A 20,341-nucleotide genomic window follows, 5' to 3' on the forward strand; every position below is an offset into this window, starting at 1 on the left:
GACATCTACATCTTCAATTCATCCAATTTTTCCGCTATGCGCTCATTAATGCCTTTAGGGTCTGCAACCGTATGCTCATTACCATCCTCATCGATGAATACCAACTCTTCACCACGGGCATCATAGTACAAAGGTACTGTTGCTTTATCTTCAACAGCTCTCTGAAAATCATAAGTCGAAATGTAATCACCAAAGACCTTCTTAGTAATCTCATCATCTTTAAATAAGGGCGTACCGGTAAAACCGATAAAATTAGCATTAGGCAATGCATTACGCATATTTAATGACAAGATCCCATATTGTGTGCGGTGTGCCTCATCAGTCATAACAATAATATCATCACGCTCAGAGTAAGGATCTTTAGGATCTACTTTTTCGTTAAACTTTTGAATCAAAGTAAACACAAATGCCTTTTGCTGGCTAATTAGTGCTTTCAGGTCTTTACCACTATCCGCACGCCAGGGATCTTTATCATTATCTACCAAACCGCAGCCTGCGAAGGTTTTATAAATTTGTGTATCAAGGTCACTTCGGTCGGTCAGAACCACAAAGGTATAATTTCCACCTAGCTTTCTACGCACCATCTGAGCAAAAAACACAATAGAATAGGACTTGCCAGAGCCTTGAGTATGCCAAAAAACCCCTAGCCTCCCCATCTTCTCTCCACGATTAATTACCGCATCAATAGCACGGCAAACACCAAGATATTGGTGATTACGGGCAATAATTTTAACCAAACGACCAGAGCTTTGGTCAAACAAAGTGAAGTTTTCAAAAATATTCATAAGATTGATTTTGGAGCAGGTACCCTTCAATAAGGTTTCCATATCTACTACACCAGGCTCACTTTCATTCAAACGTTTCCAATCATTGAAATGTTCAAATTTACTAGAAACCGAACCAATCTTAGCATCAATTCCATTGCCCACAATAATGAAAGCATTATGGTAAAAAAGGTGCGGCACAGTATCTTTATAGTCAGCAAGATTCTGTTCGTAGGCAGCACGAATGTCCTTATGAACATTTTTCACTTCCATAAATAATAGAGGGATGCCATTCACAAAACCTATAAGATCTGCCCTGCGACGATAAATATCACCTTTAATCCAAAACTCTCGTACCAATAAAAAGTGATTATTTTCATAATTATCAAAATCAAATAGGCGAAGTCTCTTCTTTACTCGCTCACCTTTTTCGTTATTAAAGCTCACCTCCACACCATTTTTATGAAGACAATACTTCTCCTTATTCACAGCAACAATGTTAGTAGATGATGGATTTTCACAAACCACTCGCAACGCCTCTTGATATGCGACATCTGGTAATCCAGGATTTAACTCAATCAATTTTTTGCCTAAATAGCGAGTCAACACAATCTCTCGTTCTGAAGTTCGCCCTAAGTCACCTTCTCTACCTAGTTTTTCATACATGCCCAAAACAGATTTATCCCACTTCAACTGATTCAATAGGTAATCTGCAGTAACTTCCTGTACTAAGGATTCTTCTGTCATGGCCATAATTAGATCCTTCTACTTATTATTTATTACTTGGTAACGTACTGGACGGTTAATTTTTTTCACCCCTCCAGCTTCTTCAGCGCGTTTCAACCACTCTGTTACCTGAGATTTATGCAACTGTGTCTTTTCAATCAATACATCAATAGCCACTGGCTCACTAGCTAAATATTCAAGCTCAGAGATAAATAACTGATAAAAATCTATTGTATTTCGTTGTTTGATATCATTATTTGAAAGCTGATCTGAATTAATTATTGTCTCTTCCTGTTTTTCATTTTCTGTAACTTCGCCCTCTAGCTGGATAATTTCTTCTTTAGCCTTAGTTTTTGAACAAGAATTAGAATCCTCCTCAGCAAATAACTCTGGCTGCATGGGGATAGAAAAAAGATCCTCCATTGCCCCCTTCACATGATTCGAGCGAGTTGCTGATGCACACATCAGATCTGAAATCTTAAAGGCTCCAATATTTACCTCTAGCCAACGGCCACCTTTGGTTACCAAAGCGCTATTAGCTGCATCTTTATCGGTAGTTTGTTTAACCCACAGTGGTACCCAAGATTTTTTTAAATTTTCTTCTGCACCATTGAGTGTTCCACCTTTCTTACCCGAATGAATTACTAAAGAACTATCAGCTAGGCAATAGATATATTTGTTTCTTGCCATTGCATGGCCGGCATTAAACCCAGCTTCAGGATAGAAAGGTGAGACTAACACTACATTGCCCCCCATCAAGCCTTTACGCCATTTACTGCTAGTCGAAGCTTTTAGTAAGCTATCCGCCATTACACCAATTACCACACCACCTTGCTTTGCAGCTCCCAGCATTGCAGCTTCATCAACACCACGAGCACCACCAGAAATAATAGCAATCCCTTCTGATGCTGCTTTAGCTCCCACTTGATTAGTAAAAGCCAAGTCAGATCCACTAGCATTACGCGAACCGATCACTGCTAGCCCTCCGGCATTTAATAATGTTTTGTTACCGCAGCCAAACAATACTGGTGGGGAATCTATTTTCAACCTCTGCTTTAAGTATCTTGGATATTCCGGATCAGAGCGAGTCACTATCCAAAGACCAGCACGATGCCACTTTTCCATGGCAAGCGCAAGACTATGACCACGGTTTAACAGTTCAATGATTCTTTCTGCACTAATTCGTTTATCGTACCAACCTTGTAACAAGGCTTTAGGCTCTGCAATCAGTAAATCAGCTGGGGTGATAGATTTATCTTTCAACCATACTGCAAAACGGCCCCATTCAGTATTAGTAAGCGGCTTAATGCTTTCAGTACTAGCTTTTGAAAAGTAACAAGTCAACAATAAAGTCGCCTGAGCCGTAGGGGATAATAAGTTAGATATATTCATTAATCTTTTACCGAAGAAGAAGCAAGTGCAGCGGGGTAAACGACGCCGCTACCTGCTTTTTGTAAGAGTGCTGCAATGACTGTCAATGTCCAACCAGAATCAACGATGTCATCTACTAATAAAACTGGCTCACCAGAATACACCCGAGTAACGTGAAAGACACCATCAAGATTTTGACATTGATGAAATCTATTCTGCTGCCCTTTTTGAGGCTGATTATCTTTAACTTTACTGACAGCATCCACAAATGGAATTCCTAATTTTACTGCCAAACGATGAGCAAAGTTAGGCACTAAATTAGGATGATTACGGGACGGAACGCAACATACCCAACGAGGCGCAGGATTTGGCTGCCAACGTTGCTGAATCATTTCAGCCATAGCATCAACTAGTTCATCACAGAAATAGCCTACATGTTTATTATCAGCAACCAGCCTCCCCCACCCTGAATCTCCCCAGCGGGATAAAACACGACCTTCCTGAGCTCGAAGCTGCACAGGTAAGCTTCCTCTAAAGCCGTACTCCATAAATGCATTAGCTGCCACCTGAGCTTTTGGAACGATCACCATTTCTGCGTGTTTTATGAAGGTAGCTGCATGATGTGCAAGCACAGGATCTGTCATCACATTAATAATAGGCAGCCCTAAACAAGATGCACATTTCCCGCAAGGTGTAGGGTCATAATCATCCAATGCGTTGCGTAAAAATGTCATTTTACAACCCGCATCATTAAGATACGCCTGAACCTCTTGCCATTCCTGAATACGTTGCCCAGTTAAATGGGCAATCCGAGCACGATCCATTTGATAGTGCACAGCTGTTCTAAACCAACGACTACTATTCTTAATCACAGGTGAGGGGTTTTCAACGCTCAGTAATTTAAGTACCTTGTCAATCTGGCCATTACGCAAATTTGTTTTTTCCTCAATACCTCGAAGCGTCAAACCATCACTATTTTCCAAAACTTGCAAAATTTCATTCACCTGTACCTCTGATGGAAAAGCTGAATCTCTAAAAAATTCGTGAATATTTTGGTCTTCTATCCCCGACATCAGAATGCCAATTGCATTATCGATTCCACGCCCTGCACGCCCAACCTGTTGATAATAGGCTACGATAGAACCTGGAGCTTGATAATGAATCACAAAACTTAAATCAGGCTTATCGTATCCCATTCCAAGTGCCGTGGTTGCTACTAATACCTTAATATTATTCTCTATCAGTTCATTTTCTAAATATTGTCGATAAAGATGTGTATCTTCTTTTCCTTCAGAATTAACAAAATTAGGATGTGTTACACCACTGTAATAGGCCCGCGCAGATATGTTATTCTGCATCAACCATTTTGAAACCATTTCAGCATCACGTTGAGTCAATACGTAAATAATACCCGTACCATGCAATGTGGGTATCACCTGTGCTAACCATGCTAGACGTGAAGCCTGGTCAGGTAATACCATAGTTTGTAATGCAAGGCTTTCCCTTATCAATGGTCCTCGCTGAATTTGGATATCACCCAACTGAGTTTGAATGTCTTCAACTACGCGATTATTAGCAGTTGCTGTTGTACCCAGAACTGGCGTATTAGCAGGTAACTGGCGAAGAATATTAACAATACGTCTGTAGTCCGGGCGGAAATCATGTCCCCAGTCAGAAATACAGTGCGCTTCATCAATCACCATCAAAGCAATATGGTCTGCAATAGGCTGTAAAACAGTTTCTATAAATTGATCATTGGCTAATCGTTCTGGGGAAATCAGCAAGCAGTCAACCTGATTATTTAGAATCCGTTGCGTGACCAACTGCCAATCATCAGTATTGGTTGAATTCATAGTCTCCGCGATAATACCCAAACGGGCAGCCGACTCAATCTGATTGCGCATCAATGCTAATAGTGGAGAAACAATAATGGTTGGCCCCATTCCTCGATCACGAAAAATTCTAGTACTGATAAAATAAACAGAGCTTTTCCCCCAACCAGTGCGTTGCACTACTAACAATTTCTGGCGATGATTCACCAATGCATCAATGGCCTCCCATTGGCCATCACGAAATTCAACAACAGGATTAGCTAAAGCAGTTTTTAATAATTGTTGAGCCTCATCTCGATTCATCTTCATTCCTTATATTTATATATCTAACTCACCACTCATAAGTTTAGGTAACAGTAGATCACGGGCCTTGATCAAAGATTTATTGTATTTAGCCAAAGCTTCAAGTTGGCCTATGATCATATTTATTTGTTTAGAAAACTGTTCAAGCAATAAATCTCTCGTGCTTTGGGCGTACCAATCAACATAACAGGTACACCAATGATATTTACCATGGTCACGAAAAAATTTAACATTTCTTGAGAGCCACCTGATCGAGAACGGCTTAAATGCTGAATTTCATCAATGACCAACAATCCTAGAGCATGTGCATTCGCTATTTGAGACATTAATGCCAACATGGTTTCTATGCCATGACGCTTTAACCCATAACGACGCTCATAATTAGAACCTAGTGCTCGATCTAATGCCCTGAAAAAATTCAAACAAATTTCTTTTAATGAGCCATTATGAGAGCAATTCTATTTTCAAATATACCACTTGTTCTACATTTAGCTCAGGATGATAAATCACTTGCGGATATGTAGCTAAAATACGGTGCAACGAGGTAGTTTTACCACTACCTGAACAACCAATTAATAATAAACTTTGGGCTGTGGATCGGGCCTCTTCAAAGCGAAATGTATCTAACTCCCCTTTTTGAACACGCTCATAGCCATTTTGCAAGTGCTTTTATAAATCTCCTGTTTTAGGATTCCTACCAACATATCCACCACGAATCATGACCGAAATACGTTCACTCAACAGCATGTGTGTTCCTAATGGCTGAAAATATTCATCAGGGATACGACAAATAGTATGTGCTCTGATGACACGAGATTTTTGTAGATCTAATGAGGTAATCTGTAAAAAGGATTTCAGAGATTCTGCACTATTCACAGACTCTTGCAATGGTGGCAAAGCCTCAATAAAAGGATTACCACGATAAGCCTCTACACCTGTCTCACGATAAACTGCCTGAATTTGGGTAGCATTCATTCTTCATCTTCCTCTGGAGGATCCTGAAATAACTCAGGTATATAGGTTGGTAGACTGTAATCCTCCTCATCTATTTCCGATGAATTGAAAGGGATTATCTTAGCCTCTTTACCTGTTGAATTAGGTTTCAAACATTCTGCACGTTTTTTCCGCTCTAAGGTCACAGCCTCTTTCTTATTAGCTTTAATCTGCTGAAGACGTTTTGATTTTGTCTCAGTAATATTAGGTGTTAGCTTGTTCGCTTGTTGAATAGTCTGCTGAATAAATAGTTCAAGCTCCCTGCGTTTAGCTAATTCATCCTGCTTAGCATTAGCTTTATTGTGTTTTTCCTGTGCTTGTATGTCCCAAACCTCCCAAAAAGAGAGGCCTTCAAATTGCCGACTGCGTTCTGTTAGATTACAGCGCCAAAAAACACGGCTGCCAGCTTTCGGAAATAGATAAATCGTATCAACTAGCACTGGATCATAAGCTGCTTCTAAGTTTTGAGGTCTAACTATCTCAACACTCCGCTGCAACCACCCCTCACGTAAAATCTCTGATCCAGAGTAATACAACCCCCATAAATTAATGCCAAATGAAGAAATAGAAACCTTTCGACGGGGTAGTAATGCTACTCGTAACTGCTCTTGTTCCAAAACCCTCAAACTACCAGTGCGATTCTGCATCCCCCATTGCCATAGCTGAATAGGAATAGACGGTAGATCTGTAGGAAAATCGGAATCTCGATCATATTTATCCATCACCAAATGATTATTTCTAAATAGAATCGTGCGCAAAATAATTTGTGTAAATTCAAATACTGATAAAGATACTTCTAGCCTGTAGTCTATCTCACCGTGACTTTTAATCCTGCTACCCTCCACAATCCCAGGCGCAAAGGACTTAAATTCGGCTTGAAGCGTCCTAAATGTGCTTTCCACAATTCCTTTAGCATCACCACGTCTAGGTGGAGCACTTTCCACACGTACATTAAAACTTGATACCAATGCTTCGACCTGATGACTCATTAACTCACCACGATCTGCAAGTAATACATCCGGCAAACCTACGCACGGCCAATCTGATCTACCAATCTCAATATCATGCTGGGCACAAATGGTCGTTTTATCAGAGCAAGCATTTACAAACGCTTGCATCGCTATTACATAAGATGGAGATTCAAAACCAATATAAAAACCAGTGATCATCCGACTAAATACATCAATCACAATATAAAGTGTCGGTCTTCCTATAATTTTTTGACGATCATATGGTCCACTAGATAAATATCAGCAATAGTAGCATCAATTTCATAACGACTACCTGGGCCTAGAGCCTGAGAGGTTGCTGTACTACTCAATGGTCTTACATCTTTTCTATATACTCCTGTTTTGACCCTAGATTTTAAACGCTGAACTTTAGGATATTCTCGATCATAAAAATAACGAAACTGTCGTAGAGTTGGGTAATTCTCTTGAGCAACTCGAGGAAAATACTGAGCAAACAAGTCTACAAATCGTCTATAGGCAACTGTAGTTTTTGTACCTTTTTGATTTATTAGGTGTTTTTCTATGGTCAATCTAAAAAGACGTTCAATTTCTGGTGTGACCTTTATTCCTTCACCCTCTCCATATTTTCTAGCTCGGCCAATTTTTATTGTTCCTGTCGTTGAACGACTTTCACCTGGAGCACCACTATTTTTGTAGTCAGGAATTAATGCGTTAGGAGTTTGACCTCTCTGCCAATAACGGCGCAACAATTTATAAACTGTGGTTTTAGTAATCTTATATTCTTGAACTACATGTTCAATAAGCTCACTTCTGACTCTAGGATCAAAACAATCCTTACTATTAATAACAGGAAGAATTTTTCGATAATCCTCATCACGCTTCTGGAAACTTATAGAATCTACTGCAGGCTCTTCTAAGTCCAGATATACATAAGGATCATCAGTTCTGATTAAGCGCCCCGCATCTAAATACTGCATTAGTAATAGCTCGGTGCTGGTTTCTGGAACACCTTTCCCTACATTTATTTGTATCCAAATAATTTGGCCATTTTTTATTGCTAAAATGCGATATGGATTATTGTCAAATAGCACAACTTCATTAATTTGCCACATATAATAACTCCTCCGTATTGACTACTTGGCCAATCCATAGGTCCATACAATTATTTGATCTAAAAGGCTTATAAATATTGATTTTAATAAACCCATTTGCAGTTAATGTCCTAATTTCACTCAATGTTTTACCGAGTTCTAAACCATAAGCAATATCTACCTGTTTGCAGGCAGTGATAATATTTTTATCCCCATTGTCTTGCAAGATAGAAGCCAATGTTGGGAGTTGTGCTAAAAGTTCTGCAGAAACTATTTCAGTTTTAGCTGAATAAAGCCACTCAATATTTTCTTTTACAACAGAATCTATTTCTTTATCAGTAAAAATGAACCAAGGAATTTGCTTCTGCTGCCAATAACGGCGCTCTAGCTCTAATTTTTCTAAAGTACGTTCATCTTGTAGAGCAATAGCAGGCTTAACTTGAATAGCAAACTGTTTATCTTTACTATCTACCAAAAAATCAGTAGACATAACCTGGTCCACACCACGAATAGCAGGATGTTTAATTCCATTATCTAATGCAATTTGTTTGGTGTCACTAAGTAGCAAAGGAAACTGTTCCCGTATATCCAACACGCTATTCTCCCACTCAAGGCTGAGAAAAACAGCAAGTTCTAAATCAGAGAGTAAATGATGAACTCGTTCAGTTTTATGAGAATAAACACGGTGAGAACGGCCCAAGGAAGGGACTTCTTGTACTGTTAACCATGGACTATAATTCTTGCCATGCCCCTGACCCCGCCCATCTTTAATACGACGGGCAATTTGTACATCAGAGAATGAAGACTTTGTTTTAGCCATAATAAAAATCCAGTATACTTTTTTACAGCATAACTGGATTGATCTTGGTTTACAACTATTTTGTATAGTTTAGAAATATTTTGTCTTATTTAAAACTTAATTGTCCGCCCACAATTTGATTAACGTGCCGATAATTATTATTCCACCGTTACCGCTTTAGCAAGATTTCGTGGTTGATCCACATCTGTGCCTTTAATTAACGCAACGTGGTAAGAAAGTAGCTGTAATGGTACCGTATAGAAAATTGGTGCAGTTACAACATCAACTTTCGGTAATACAACGGTTTTAAAGCCATCTGCATTATTAAAACCTGCATCGTGATCGGCAAATACATAAAGCTGTCCGCCTCTTGCTCGCACTTCCTCAATATTTGATTTTACTTTCTCAAGTAAATCATTTTCAGGAGCCACAACAATAACTGGCATATCACTATCAATTAACGCCAATGGTCCGTGTTTTAACTCACCAGCTGCATAGGCCTCTGCGTGAATATAAGAAATTTCTTTTAATTTTAATGCAGATTCCATTGCGATTGGGTAAAACTCACCTCGTCCTAAGAATAGAGTATGATGTTTATCTGCAAAATCTTCTGATAATTTTTCAATCTCTTTATCAAATACTAACGCACTTTCGATTTGTGCGGGTAAACGTTGCAAAGCTTGTACAATATGCTGCTCTTGTGCTTCGGTGAGATTACTTTTTAAACGTCCAATGGCTGTGGTTAATAAGAGCAAACAGGTAAGCTGTGTAGTAAAGGCTTTCGTTGATGCTACACCAATTTCCACCCCAGCTTTCGTCATAAAAGCAAAATCAGATTCACGCACTAACGATGAACTAGCAACATTACAAATTGTCATTGCTGACATAAAGCCTGATTCTTTCGCTAAACGCAATGCCGCCAACGTATCCGCAGTTTCACCTGATTGTGAAAGTGTAATCAATAAGCTATTTGGACGAGTAACAAATTTGCGATAACGGAATTCAGACGCAATTTCGACATCACAACTTACCCCAGCAATAGCTTCAAACCAATAGCGTGCAACCATTCCAGCATTATAAGACGTGCCACAAGCAACAATTTGGATATGCTCTACTTTTTGTAGAATTTCAGCTGCATTTTCGCCAATAGCCTCAAGAACAACTTTATCATTAGCAATACGCCCTTCTAACGTATTACGAATAGCAACTGGCTGTTCAAAGATCTCTTTTTGCATATAGTGGCGATATTGCCCTTTATCTGCGGCATCTTGCTCGAAATTTCCTTCGTGTACTTCACGCTCAACTTTCGCTCCTGAGTGATCATAAATATCCACGGTACGGCGAGTAATTTCTGCCACATCGCCTTCTTCTAAATAGATAAAGCGGTGGGTTACGCTCAGTAATGCCAAAGGATCTGATGCCAAGAAATTCTCACCAACGCCTAAACCAATCACTAATGGGCTACCCGAACGAGCGACAATAAGATGCTCTGACTGATCTTCATTCATTACAACCGTACCATAAGCCCCACGCAACTGAACTACCGCTTTTTGTACTGCTTCTAACAATGAGGCTGAATGACGAAGTTCCCATTCAACTAAATGAGCAATTACTTCTGTATCGGTTTGTGATTGAAATTGATAACCACGATTTTTTAATACTTCACGCAGTTCTTCATAGTTTTCAATGATCCCATTATGTACTACGGCAATTTTTCCAGAACAGTGAGGGTGTGCATTTCTTTCTGACGGTTCACCGTGTGTTGCCCAGCGAGTATGAGCAATCCCTGTACCACCTGAAATTGGGTGGTTTTCAATAGCCTCATCTAATGCCTTCACTTTGCCTACACGGCGAACAATTTGCATCTGATGAGCATCATTGACGACAGCAACTCCTGCTGAATCGTATCCACGATACTCCAAGCGGTGTAATCCATCGACTAAAATTTCTGCGACATCACGCTGTGCGACTGCACCAACAATTCCACACATAATTTTTCCTTAATTTGTAAAAGTTTGAGAAAAACGACCGCTTGTACACCAATGTAAAACTGGAGGAAAACAAGCGGTTAAATACGACTAATTTTTTGCAATAATCACTTCAACACCGTGCTGTTCAATTTGTGCTTTTTGCATTGAAGAAAGCTGGCTATCAGTAATCAATTTATCAATTTGTTGCCACGCTAGCTCCATATTCGGCATTTTCCGCCCGATTTTTTGGGATTCTATCAGTACAACCACTTCACGAGAAACTTCTGCCATCACCTGACTTAGCCCGACTAATTCATTAAACGTGGTTGTACCTCGAGCAAGATCCAATCCATCTGCCCCAATAAATAACTGATCAAAATCATACGAACGTAATACTTGCTCGGCGACTTTTCCTTGAAAAGATTCAGAACGAGTATCCCACGTTCCGCCAGTCATCAATACGGTCGGCTCGCATTCTAACGTCGTCAATTCATTTGCAAGTAACAGGGAATTAGTCATCACAACTAATCCCGTTTGATTGAGCATTTTTACCAATGCCCCCGTGGTACTTCCACTATCAATAATAATCCGATTATGTTCTCTGATCTGCCGAACAGCTTCTTGTGCAATCGCTAATTTTTGTTGTGAAAGATTCTCTACTTCTTCCTCAATCAGCTCACTAGGCAAACGCATTGCACCGCCATAACGGCGAAGCAAAAAACCGCTTTCTTCTAAAGCACTAAGATCTTTGCGAATAGTTACTTCTGAAGTTGTAAACAAGGTTGCCAAATAATCTACACTGACTTCGCCTTGCTCTTGCACCATTGATGCAATCATCTGTCGGCGTTGTTGAGTATTTCGTTTAGACATTTTCTTTCATTTATCTTTCGATTCGAAACTTAACCTATTATAGTACAAATTATAATAAAGAAAAACCCTAAAAAGTTTTATATATCTCATACTACTATTACAAATAAAAATCGGAACTAACCGCTTGCAACAAGCCGTCTTTCATTACTATACTTCAATACTTGATGATTATTTATAAGGTAAAAAATGCACACTCACCACCATAATGTTGATTTTAATTATCACCATTCACCCCATAATAAAACCCAATTTCAGTCAAAAAAAACCCTTTGGATCTCACTCTCTCTGACGATTATATTTGCTTTCATTGAGTTAATCGGCGGTATTTTCAGCGGCTCACTTGCCCTTATTTCTGACTCATTCCATATGTTTTCAGATGTTCTTGCTCTCGGGCTAAGTATGATTGCAGTCTATTACGCTAGCAAAGCACCAAACCAAAAATTTACCTACGGCTATGTTCGCTTTGAAATTATTTCTGCTTTTTTAAATGGACTTGCTCTGATTATTATTGCCTTAGGCATTTTATATGAAGGGATCTTACGGTTACTCAACCCAGTAGATATTGATTTTGTAATGATGATGGTTATTGCTTCAATTGGACTTGTGATCAACATTGTACTCACCATCATTTTAATGCGTAGTCTAAAAGCCGAAAATAATTTAAACATTAAAAGTGCCTTATGGCATTTTCTTGGAGATCTATTTAATTCCATCGGCATTATCATTGCAGGCGTTTTAATTCAATACACAGGGATCATTGCAATTGACGCAATTGTAAGCCTCATTGTCAGTATTATTATCGGTTTAGGGGGCTATAAAATCTGCAAAGCTGCCTTTCTTATTTTAATGGAAGCCGTACCAAATGAATTAAACGCAGAAGCAATTCATCAAACGATTCTCTCCGTAGAATGCGTCAAAGAAATTCACGAATTTCATCTATGGGCGTTATCTGAAGGCTCATATAGCCTCTCTTTTCACGTTATTTTAGATAAATACGATGAAGTAAATGACTATGAAATTATTCGTAATATCTCTACACGATTAAAAATGGAACACCATATCGAACACGTTACTATTCAGATCGAAAACCCAGAAATTAACCCACACCACGAACATCAAATCCCATAAAAGAAAAGATGAATAATCTCACCGCTTTTGGCAAAAGAAATACGAAATAAAAAAGGAAGGCAATCGCCTTCCTTTTAACTTCTGTTCGTTTTATCGTAACAATTACATTTTTTCTACAGTTTTAATTCCCAGCAGATCCAACCCTTGTTTCAAGGTTTTAGCGGTTAAACTGGCTAACTGTAAACGGCTATTTTTAATATTTTCTTCTGCATTTAAGATTGGACAAGCCTCATAAAAACTTGAGAAAATACCCGCTAATTCATAGAGATATTGACACAGAACGTGTGGCGTTCCTTCTTTCGCAACCGTTGTTACTGCTTCTTCAAATTGCAATAGTTTTAATGCTAACGCACGCTCTTTATCTTCCGTTAGGAAAATTTCCCCCGTCAATGTAGTTGGATTAATACCTGAACGACTAAAAATTGAACTGATACGCGTATAAGCATACTGCATATATGGGGCGGTATTACCTTCAAAACTCAACATATTATCCCAATCAAACACATAATCAGTCGTACGGTTTTTAGACAAATCTGAATATTTCACCGCACCAATCGCAACGGCTTCTACCACCGCTTGACGCTCGCTAGCGGTCAGATCAGGATTTTTTTCTGCAATCAATTTTGCTGCTCGTTCTGTTGCTTCATCTAACAGATCGGCTAATTTCACCGTCCCACCAGTACGGGTTTTAAATGGTTTACCGTCTTTACCTAGCATCATTCCAAAATTATGATGCTCAAGGCTAAAACTTTCAGGCACATAGCCCGCCTTACGGGTAATCAGCCACGCCTGTTGCATATGTTGGCTCTGGCGGGTATCAGAAAAGACTAATGCACGGTCTGCCTTTAAAGTTTCGTAACGGTATTTGGCTGCTGCAATATCCGTTGTCGTATAAAGAAAACCGCCATCTTTTTTCTGAACAATAACCCCCATTGGATTGCCATCTTTATTTTTAAACTCGTCTAAGAAAACAACCAATGCTCCTTCATCTTCAACGGCTAACCCTTTGGCTTTTAAATCTGCCACAATCGCAGGTAACATTGGATTATAAAGGCTCTCGCCCATTACATCATTTTCAGTCAATGTGACATTTAAACGTTTATAATTTTGCTGATTTTGGTGCATTGTGATATCCACCAATTTTTTCCACATCATACGGCAATATTCATCACCACTTTGTAGTTTTACCACATAGTTTCGAGCCTTCTCCGCAAAAACTGGATCACTATCATAATGCTCTTTTGCTGAACGATAAAAGGCTTCCAAATCACTGAGATCCATTTCGTTCGCATTTTCATTTTCCATTTTTTCAAGATAAGCAATTAACATACCAAATTGCGTACCCCAATCGCCAACGTGGTTCGCTCGAATAACCTTATTGCCAAGAAATTCTAATGCTCGCACCACGCCATCACCAATAATGGTTGAACGCAAATGCCCGACGTGCATCTCTTTCGCCACATTCGGTGAGGAATAATCCACTACCACAGTTTGTGATTGATTACGTTCAATACCCAGTTTTTCATCTGCTAACGCCATTTTCGTATTTTCAGCTAGCCAACTTGGTGCTAAGAAAATGTTAATAAACCCTGGCCCTGCAATTTCTAGTTTTTCAGCAATCCCTGTTAAGTCCACATTTTCAACTACTTTTTGTGCAAATTCACGAGGGTTAATGCCCAGTTTTTTTGCTGCACCCATAATGCCGTTAGCTTGATAATCGCCAAACTGCACTTTACCTGATTGACGAACTAGAGGTTCAACGTCGTGATCTGCCCCAGCAACAATCATTGCCTGTTTAATTTTTTCCGATAGAATGTATTGAATATTCACAATGTACCTATTTCTTATAATTTCAAAAAATGTGTGCAATGATACTAAAAAACCCCACTGAAAACTCGCAATTTGCAAATTTTTTAGCAAATCTTACCGCTTGTTTTGGCAATTTATCTCAATTCGAGCAAAAAATTCAAGAAATCGCCGATATAGCTCAACTAAATTTAACTCAATTTGAAATTGATCATCTTGCTGTAAGAATGAATAACCTTGAAACTGCACAGCAATGGCATATGTTCTTATCAATGAATGCGAACTTACTTAAACAAAGCGAAGTAAATGGTCGCCCAATTTCACTATTTAAGCTCCATCAACCGCTCGAATTTTATGGGCAATCTGTATCGATCATTGAGCTACCATATCCGAAAAATAAAATTTATCCACAAGAAGGCTGGGAGCATATTGAAATTGTCGTACCTTTTTTAGCCAATGAATCTGTTGAACAGTGGGTCTCTCGCCTTAATGATCAATTTCAGTTTGAACAAAATCCACAACTTAATGTAAAAATTAGCCAACCTTTAGTAGAAAATGAACGGCTACCAAATCCAACTATTGCTATTTCATTAAAAGGTACAACAAATCAGAATTATTGTTGTCTAAAACTACACCCTTATGATATAAATGCTATAATTTTGTCGGAAATTATTATCTGATCCTTTTTATGGAGTAAAATATGAAGAAATTCGGTTTAGCTGCATCACTATTAGCAAGCTTAATTTTAACTGGCTGTGCCAATAGCGATATTTACAGCGGTAATGTTTATCGTGGTGATCAAGCTAAAGAAGCTCGAGCAATTAGCTATGGTACAGTTGTTTCTGTGCGTGAAGTGAAAATTCAAGCAGGTGATCAAGGTCCTTTAGGCGGCCTCGGTGGTGGTGTAATTGGCGGTATTGCTGCATCAACCATTGGTGGTGGACGAGGTCAAGCTATTGCTAGTGCGGTAGGCGCTATTGCGGGAGCAGTATTAGGCAGCAAAGTGGAAGAAAAAGCAAATCAAGTTTCTTCATTAGAAATGGTTATTCGCAAAGACGACGGTAAAGAAATCGTTGTTGTGCAGAAAAAAGAAGATGGTTTCGTACCAGGTAAACGTGTCAGAATCGTAGGTTCTAATGCAGACCTTAACGTTTCTCTCCTTTAAATCACGTTAAATTTATTTATATCTTAAGGAAAATTCAATGAAAAAACTTTCTCTTGTTTTATTAATGAGTGCGGCATTAGCTGCATGTACGGCTGATGTTTATTCAACGAAAGGGAATGCAACCATTCTTAGCAGTAAAACATTAGACGATAATACTGTCGAATTAACAATTGCAAAAGATGATGGCGAAGTTGTTACAATGACCCGTCAATATGATGCACACGCAGCAGTAGGCGCTCGTATTGTTGTTGATGATGCACAACAAAACCAAGATTCTGATTTAAAAACAATTCGTCGCTACGAATTCAAATAATCTAAATTTAAAGCCCCGAACTTTCGGGGTTTTTTATACCTAATATTTCTCTCAGATAAAATTTACTAAAATCTCACCGCTTGTAATGCACAATCTATTAAAAAAACTTTCATTTGAATGGTTAAATGCAAATATTTTAGGCATTTTACCGATATTTCTCGCTACCAATATTGCAGCTATTACTGTTTGGCAACTACATATTTCAGAACATACAATGCCGTTAGTATTAGGCATTATTGCAGGTGGGTTGTCGGACCTAGACAACCGTTTAACTGGCCGCCTTAAAAATCTTCTCTTCTCCCTTATTGCCTTTGGCATATCAGCCCTCAGCGCCCAACTTGCTCTTAGTTTTAATTGGCTATTTATTCCACTAATTACAACAATCACATTTATTGTCATAATGCTCGGTGCGATTGGACCACGTTACAGCACTATTGCATTTAGTACGCTCTTAGTTGCTGTTTACATCACGCTCACCTATACGGAAAATTCCGTCTGGTATAGTAATCCATTACTGATCGTTTGCGGAACGTTGCTTTATGGCATTTGTGCCGTACTGGTTTATCTGCTCTTTCCAAATCGGACAATGCAAGAGAATGTTGCACAATATTTTTCTTCCCTTGGGCATTATTTGCAAATTAAGGCCAGCTTTTTCGATCCAGATGACCCAGATTCTCTACCAGAAAAACAATTTGCACTCGCTCAAGCGAATATTGAGGTACTTAATGCATTTGATAAAGCACGAATATCCCTATTTTATCGTTTAAATAATCAACATCGAAACCGCTTTACCCAAAGAATGTTACGATTTTACTTCACAGGGCAAGACATCTGGGAACAAGCCAGCTCAAGCTATACCTCACACTATCTCGAATTATTTCAATCATTGCAAAATACAGATTTAGTTTTCCGTTTTCACCGCTTATTAGAGCTTCAAGCCACCGCTTGCCAGCAAATTGCGCATAGCCTACGCCATAATGAGCCTTATCAATACCCTATCCAGCGGACAAGAGTATTAATGGGATTAAATCAATCTCTCACATTCTATCAAGAAAAAGGGATAAAATATTTCAGCAAACTTCACTCTATTGCTGAAAACCTACGCTATATTGAAGGGCAGCTAGTTCAGCTTGCCAATAATAGCCCCAATGAACCCCCTCAAAATTTACCAAAAACCGTCCATTTAATTGCGGAAAATGCCTCAACATTTCGTAATATTATTCACGCCGTACGTAGCCAATGCCACTTTGGATCACAGCTGTTCCGCCACGCAATACGGCTCTCTATTGTAGTATTTATTTGCAGTTTATTCGCTGAATTATTTCAAATTACGCAAGGGTACTGGATATTACTCACAGCGATTCTCGTTTGCCAGCCAAACTATTCCGCCACAAAAAAACGCCTAATACAACGCGTAATTGGCACTATTCTTGGTGTGATTGTTGGGCTATCATTACGCTATATCTCGCCAACACTAGAAGCTCAACTTGGATTATTAGTCGCCTCTAGTAGCTTATTTTTTCTATTTCGCACCAATAATTATAGTTTTTCTACTTTCTTCATTACCCTACAAGTTTTGATAAGTTTTGATATTGTTGGGCTAGATCCTGATGGAGCAATGCTCCCTCGCATTATTGACACTCTTATTGGAGCAGGTATTGCGTGGCTTGCCGTTTCCTATTTATGGCCCGATTGGAAATATATCAATTTACGCCAAAGCCTTACGGAAACATTAGCGAGTAATGCTGATTATTTAAAACAGATCATTGCTCAATTACAATTCGGTTACCGCCATCAATTTTCTTATCGGGTCGCTCGCCGTTCTGCACAAAATGCGGTAGCAAATTTAAGCACAACGGTAGCAAATATGTTAGCTGAACCGAAAAAATACCAGAAAGCCCTCGGCAATGCCCCGAGCCTTCTCGGGCTAAGTTATACGCTAATCAGCTATATTTCAGCGTTAGGTACTTATCGATCGGAAAGTCATCTTCTAAATCAACAGATTGATTTTTCGGGTATTTTCTTTAAACAAGCAAAACAGGTTGTGCAATTATTAGAAAAAATAGCAAAAGATAAAGGTGATCAAAGGGAAATATTATTAGCCGAAATTGATAATACAGATCAACAACTACGCCAAATTGAAATGGAACACCAACTGTCAATTGATGAAAAGAGCCTCGTATTATTACAGCAACTGCATTTGATCGTACAATTACTTCCCCAATTTTATGGGCTTATCGACACAGAGAACACATTGCAAGTGCCCCAAAAAAACTAATCCAGATAAGCACTAAAATCCACGGTTCGTTTTAACTGCTCCAAAGCAATTTTACTGCTTGGTTGTTGTTCAATTTCTGCTAACAGCACCACGACATCCGCCAAACTACAAGCGGTTGGCAACACTGCATTTTCTGCAAAAAATTGTACACAACCCACCGCTTGTGTTTGCAGTAAATTTAGCAATAATTGCTGTAAATTCTGTTCCCGCAAACAGCTCGGGACTTGCTCAACCGTAAGCCGAGTTTTACCCTGCCACATTTTAGTTTGAATAACAAAGCCAAGTGTTGAAAGCTCTGATTCAATAACCTGCCAGCGTGAATTTTCATTCTCAATGCTGATTGATAAAGGGATCAATAACCGTTGGCTCTCGCCTTGTTGTAGTTGTAATGCTAACCGCAAACGAGCTAATTTCTCAATATTTACCAGCGAAAATTGCTCATTCTCTTTTAATAGCACGGCCTGCTTCTCTACAATCGCCAATGCCGGACAAAAATCGCCTTTGGTTATTTCAACTGAAGAAGTAAGCATCGGCATAACAGGTTTTGGTAAAATTTCAGTGTGATCTAACCGCTTGTTTGTATCCACTGGATTAACCGATGAAAGTAATTGTCCATATAATTTCTGCTCACTTTTACTGACAGATGATTGGCTTGAATACGTGCTTTTTTCCTTTGAAAACGGACGTGGAGAATGGCCAGATGACTGATAATTACTCGCAAAAACATTCCGCCCCGATGCTGGTAGATTAGTATCTACAACATTATGGGCTAAATAATTCGGCAATGGCTCACCAATATTACTTGCCATTGCTGGTATTTCTAAAGCAAGAGCCTGTTGCGTACGGTTTAACGCATTTAATACACCTTGATAAATAAAATCGTGAACTAATCGCCCTTGATGAAAACGAACCTCGTGCTTGGCTGGGTGTACATTTACATCAACATAGCTTGGATCCATATCTAAAAACAATACAAACGCAGGGTAATGATCCTTTGGCAAACTATCCCCAAAGGCTTGACGAATTGCGTGATTGATCGTTTTATCTCGCATTACCCGACCATTCACATAGCTGTAACTGAGGTCATTTTGCAACCGAGCAACGGTAGGCGAGCCAATCCAACCATATAAATGTAAATCATCGTGTTGCCAATCTAAATGAACCGCCGACCGAATAAATTCTTCACCGCAGATTGCCATTACCCGTTTTTGTTGCTGTTCAATACTTTGATCAGCAACCGCTTTATAATGGCGAATTTTCTTATCATTATGATTTAAAATAAAAGTAACATTAGGTTTTGCTAATGCAATACGGCGTAAAATTTCATCAATATGAGCAAATTCCGTTTTATTCGTTCGTAAAAATTTACGGCGAGCTGGGGTATTAAAAAATAAGTTAGCGACTTCAATGGTTGTACCAATAGGGTGTGAAGCTGGACGAATTTCGACCGCCATATCTCGGCCTTGCGCATAGGCTTGCCACGCCTCCATTTGATATTCAGGGCGAGACGTTAAGGTAAGACGTGAAACTGAACTAATACTTGCCAACGCCTCACCTCGGAAGCCAAGGCTTAAAATCATTTCGAGATCTTCTAACGTTGCAATTTTGCTGGTTGCGTGGCGAGAAAGGGCTAAAACCAGATCCTGCTTGCCAATACCACAACCATTATCTCTGATACGAATTAACTGCGAACCACCCTGTTCAATATCTATCTGAATAAGGGTCGCTCCCGCATCTAAACTATTTTCAACTAACTCTTTGACCACCGAAGCAGGACGTTCAACAACCTCCCCTGCAGCAATCTGATTGGCTAACTGAGGCGGTAGAATTTGGATTAAAGGTTTGTAAGTTGTCATAAGAGGCTCAATTAAACGATTAGAAAATGTCTAAAGTAAGGAACTTTAGCATAGCAAGCGGTGAGTTCAGGCAATTTCTGTCTAAACTCCCCTCATTTTTATTCA

The 20,341-nt window shown here is 39.1% G+C and carries 18 protein-coding genes; 5 read left to right on the forward strand and 13 right to left on the reverse strand.

Annotation, left to right across the window (positions count from 1 at the left end):
* Nucleotides 1-5 precede the first annotated feature (5 nt).
* From A6B43_RS08805 to A6B43_RS03485, 11 genes are all read right to left on the reverse strand, one after another.
* Nucleotides 6-1,517, reverse strand: a complete 1,512-nt coding sequence (locus A6B43_RS08805) for a type I restriction endonuclease subunit R (protein ID WP_211329692.1) — start codon at nt 1,515-1,517, stop codon at nt 6-8.
* A gap of 12 nt (nt 1,518-1,529) precedes the next feature.
* Nucleotides 1,530-2,882: a DNA-processing protein DprA gene (locus A6B43_RS03455; protein WP_124211594.1), complete on the reverse strand. Its 1,353-nt coding sequence runs from the start codon at nt 2,880-2,882 to the stop codon at nt 1,530-1,532.
* Nucleotides 2,882-4,996 (reverse strand): RecQ family ATP-dependent DNA helicase, encoded by a 2,115-nt coding sequence (locus tag A6B43_RS03460; protein ID WP_124211595.1) that lies wholly within the window; start codon nt 4,994-4,996, stop codon nt 2,882-2,884. The genes A6B43_RS03455 and A6B43_RS03460 overlap by 1 nt, the downstream gene beginning before the upstream one ends.
* Before the next feature lie 122 nt (nt 4,997-5,118).
* The gene (locus A6B43_RS08920; RefSeq protein WP_428843381.1) at nt 5,119-5,418 is read right to left on the reverse strand and encodes an ATP-binding protein; all 300 of its coding nucleotides are present in this window, start codon (nt 5,416-5,418) and stop codon (nt 5,119-5,121) included.
* A gap of 22 nt (nt 5,419-5,440) precedes the next feature.
* Nucleotides 5,441-5,659 carry an AAA family ATPase gene (locus A6B43_RS08925; protein ID WP_428843382.1) on the reverse strand — a complete coding sequence of 73 codons (219 nt, stop codon included), beginning with the start codon at nt 5,657-5,659 and terminating at the stop codon, nt 5,441-5,443.
* A gap of 6 nt (nt 5,660-5,665) precedes the next feature.
* Nucleotides 5,666-5,971, reverse strand: coding sequence for a hypothetical protein (locus A6B43_RS08930; protein WP_428843383.1), 306 nt, complete (start codon nt 5,969-5,971; stop codon nt 5,666-5,668).
* Entirely contained in the window at nt 5,968-7,179 is a 1,212-nt protein-coding gene (locus tag A6B43_RS08935; protein ID WP_428843384.1) for a hypothetical protein, read from the reverse strand. Before A6B43_RS08935 ends, A6B43_RS08930 begins: the two co-directional genes overlap by 4 nt.
* A 20-nt stretch (nt 7,180-7,199) precedes the next feature.
* Nucleotides 7,200-8,072, reverse strand: a complete 873-nt coding sequence (locus A6B43_RS08940; RefSeq protein WP_428843385.1) for a hypothetical protein — start codon at nt 8,070-8,072, stop codon at nt 7,200-7,202.
* Complete coding sequence (locus A6B43_RS03475; protein WP_124211596.1) at nt 8,059-8,871, reverse strand: TnsA endonuclease N-terminal domain-containing protein; 813 nt, start codon at nt 8,869-8,871, stop codon at nt 8,059-8,061. Before A6B43_RS03475 ends, A6B43_RS08940 begins: the two co-directional genes overlap by 14 nt.
* 137 nt (nt 8,872-9,008) lie before the next feature.
* Nucleotides 9,009-10,841 (reverse strand): glutamine--fructose-6-phosphate transaminase (isomerizing), encoded by a 1,833-nt coding sequence (gene glmS, locus A6B43_RS03480; protein WP_124211597.1) that lies wholly within the window; start codon nt 10,839-10,841, stop codon nt 9,009-9,011.
* Between the two features lie 87 nt (nt 10,842-10,928).
* Nucleotides 10,929-11,690 (reverse strand): DeoR/GlpR family DNA-binding transcription regulator, encoded by a 762-nt coding sequence (locus tag A6B43_RS03485; RefSeq protein ID WP_124211598.1) that lies wholly within the window; start codon nt 11,688-11,690, stop codon nt 10,929-10,931.
* A 186-nt stretch (nt 11,691-11,876) separates the two neighbouring features.
* Here A6B43_RS03485 and A6B43_RS03490 point away from each other — a divergent pair, with 186 nt between their 5' ends.
* Nucleotides 11,877-12,818 (forward strand): cation diffusion facilitator family transporter, encoded by a 942-nt coding sequence (locus tag A6B43_RS03490; RefSeq protein WP_124211599.1) that lies wholly within the window; start codon nt 11,877-11,879, stop codon nt 12,816-12,818.
* A gap of 102 nt (nt 12,819-12,920) precedes the next feature.
* Here the strand turns inward: A6B43_RS03490 and argS are convergent, their stop codons facing one another.
* Nucleotides 12,921-14,648 (reverse strand): arginine--tRNA ligase, encoded by a 1,728-nt coding sequence (gene argS / locus A6B43_RS03495; protein ID WP_124211600.1) that lies wholly within the window; start codon nt 14,646-14,648, stop codon nt 12,921-12,923.
* A 38-nt stretch (nt 14,649-14,686) separates the two neighbouring features.
* On the opposite strand from argS, the gene A6B43_RS03500 reads away from it, so the two are divergent.
* From A6B43_RS03500 to yccS, 4 genes are all read left to right on the forward strand, one after another.
* Nucleotides 14,687-15,304, forward strand: a complete 618-nt coding sequence (locus A6B43_RS03500; protein ID WP_124211601.1) for a VOC family protein — start codon at nt 14,687-14,689, stop codon at nt 15,302-15,304.
* A gap of 20 nt (nt 15,305-15,324) precedes the next feature.
* On the forward strand, nt 15,325-15,789 hold the full coding sequence (locus A6B43_RS03505; RefSeq protein WP_124211602.1) for an outer membrane lipoprotein: 465 nt from the start codon (nt 15,325-15,327) through the stop codon (nt 15,787-15,789).
* A gap of 37 nt (nt 15,790-15,826) precedes the next feature.
* Nucleotides 15,827-16,102, forward strand: coding sequence for a deoxyribose-phosphate aldolase (locus tag A6B43_RS03510; protein ID WP_124211603.1), 276 nt, complete (start codon nt 15,827-15,829; stop codon nt 16,100-16,102).
* Between the two features lie 85 nt (nt 16,103-16,187).
* Entirely contained in the window at nt 16,188-18,380 is a 2,193-nt protein-coding gene (gene yccS / locus A6B43_RS03515; protein WP_124211604.1) for a YccS family putative transporter, read from the forward strand.
* On the opposite strand, the gene mutL is transcribed toward yccS, so the two are convergent.
* Nucleotides 18,377-20,236 carry a DNA mismatch repair endonuclease MutL gene (gene mutL, locus A6B43_RS03520; protein ID WP_124211605.1) on the reverse strand — a complete coding sequence of 620 codons (1,860 nt, stop codon included), beginning with the start codon at nt 20,234-20,236 and terminating at the stop codon, nt 18,377-18,379. The two genes, yccS and mutL, sit on opposite strands and share 4 nt — an antisense overlap.
* Nucleotides 20,237-20,341: the final 105 nt, after the last annotated feature.

This window comes from Vespertiliibacter pulmonis, from assembly GCF_013377275.1.
In the GTDB taxonomy this organism is placed as follows: Bacteria; Pseudomonadota; Gammaproteobacteria; order Enterobacterales; family Pasteurellaceae; genus Vespertiliibacter; species Vespertiliibacter pulmonis.

Bases quoted from the DNA above. Each gene is read 5' to 3' on its own strand.
- A6B43_RS08805 (WP_211329692.1), bottom strand. From the start codon at position 1,517: ATGGCCATGACAGAAGAATCCTTAGTACAGGAAGTTACTGCAGATTAC.
- A6B43_RS03455 (WP_124211594.1), bottom strand. From the start codon at position 2,882: ATGAATATATCTAACTTATTATCCCCTACGGCTCAGGCGACTTTATTG.
- A6B43_RS03460 (WP_124211595.1), bottom strand. From the start codon at position 4,996: ATGAATCGAGATGAGGCTCAACAATTATTAAAAACTGCTTTAGCTAAT.
- A6B43_RS08930 (WP_428843383.1), bottom strand. From the start codon at position 5,971: ATGAATGCTACCCAAATTCAGGCAGTTTATCGTGAGACAGGTGTAGAG.
- A6B43_RS08940 (WP_428843385.1), bottom strand. From the start codon at position 8,072: ATGTGGCAAATTAATGAAGTTGTGCTATTTGACAATAATCCATATCGC.
- A6B43_RS03475 (WP_124211596.1), bottom strand. From the start codon at position 8,871: ATGGCTAAAACAAAGTCTTCATTCTCTGATGTACAAATTGCCCGTCGT.
- glmS (WP_124211597.1), bottom strand. From the start codon at position 10,841: ATGTGTGGAATTGTTGGTGCAGTCGCACAGCGTGATGTCGCAGAAATT.
- A6B43_RS03485 (WP_124211598.1), bottom strand. From the start codon at position 11,690: ATGTCTAAACGAAATACTCAACAACGCCGACAGATGATTGCATCAATG.
- A6B43_RS03490 (WP_124211599.1), top strand. From the start codon at position 11,877: ATGCACACTCACCACCATAATGTTGATTTTAATTATCACCATTCACCC.
- A6B43_RS03500 (WP_124211601.1), top strand. From the start codon at position 14,687: ATGATACTAAAAAACCCCACTGAAAACTCGCAATTTGCAAATTTTTTA.
- A6B43_RS03505 (WP_124211602.1), top strand. From the start codon at position 15,325: ATGAAGAAATTCGGTTTAGCTGCATCACTATTAGCAAGCTTAATTTTA.
- A6B43_RS03510 (WP_124211603.1), top strand. From the start codon at position 15,827: ATGAAAAAACTTTCTCTTGTTTTATTAATGAGTGCGGCATTAGCTGCA.
- yccS (WP_124211604.1), top strand. From the start codon at position 16,188: ATGCACAATCTATTAAAAAAACTTTCATTTGAATGGTTAAATGCAAAT.
- mutL (WP_124211605.1), bottom strand. From the start codon at position 20,236: ATGACAACTTACAAACCTTTAATCCAAATTCTACCGCCTCAGTTAGCC.